This window comes from Methanolacinia paynteri (genome assembly GCF_000784355.1).
GTDB classification, from domain to species: Archaea; Halobacteriota; Methanomicrobia; order Methanomicrobiales; family Methanomicrobiaceae; genus Methanolacinia; species Methanolacinia paynteri.
Genome location: NZ_AXDV01000098.1, coordinates 1 through 330 on the forward strand (window position 1 = coordinate 1; position 330 = coordinate 330).

Below are 330 nucleotides of genomic sequence, written 5' to 3' on the forward strand. Positions count from 1 at the left end.
TCGTTCTCGCGGCTGCAATCCAGCCCAAGCCCGACGCGGAACCTGTCCGCCAGATGTTCGGTATCTCGAAGTCGCAGGACGGCTGGTATCTTGAGGCTCACCCGAAGCTCAACCCGTGCGGAACAACGACTGCAGGTATATTCCTCGCAGGTGTCTGCCAGGGTCCAAAGGACATTCCGGACACAGTAGCACAGGCCGAAGGAGCTGCATCGGCAGCTTCGATCCCGATCCACCAGGGCAAGGTTCAGCTCGAACCTTACTTCGCCCAGTGCATGGAGGACCTCTGTGCAGGATGCGGAATGTGTGTGCCCCAGTGCCCGTATGGCGCAC

At 60.3% G+C, this 330-nt stretch carries 1 protein-coding gene; it reads left to right on the plus strand.

Annotated features, from left to right (window positions below):
- A partial coding sequence (locus METPAY_RS01820) for a 4Fe-4S binding protein (protein WP_048148624.1) occupies nucleotides 1–330 on the plus strand: 330 nt, incomplete at both ends.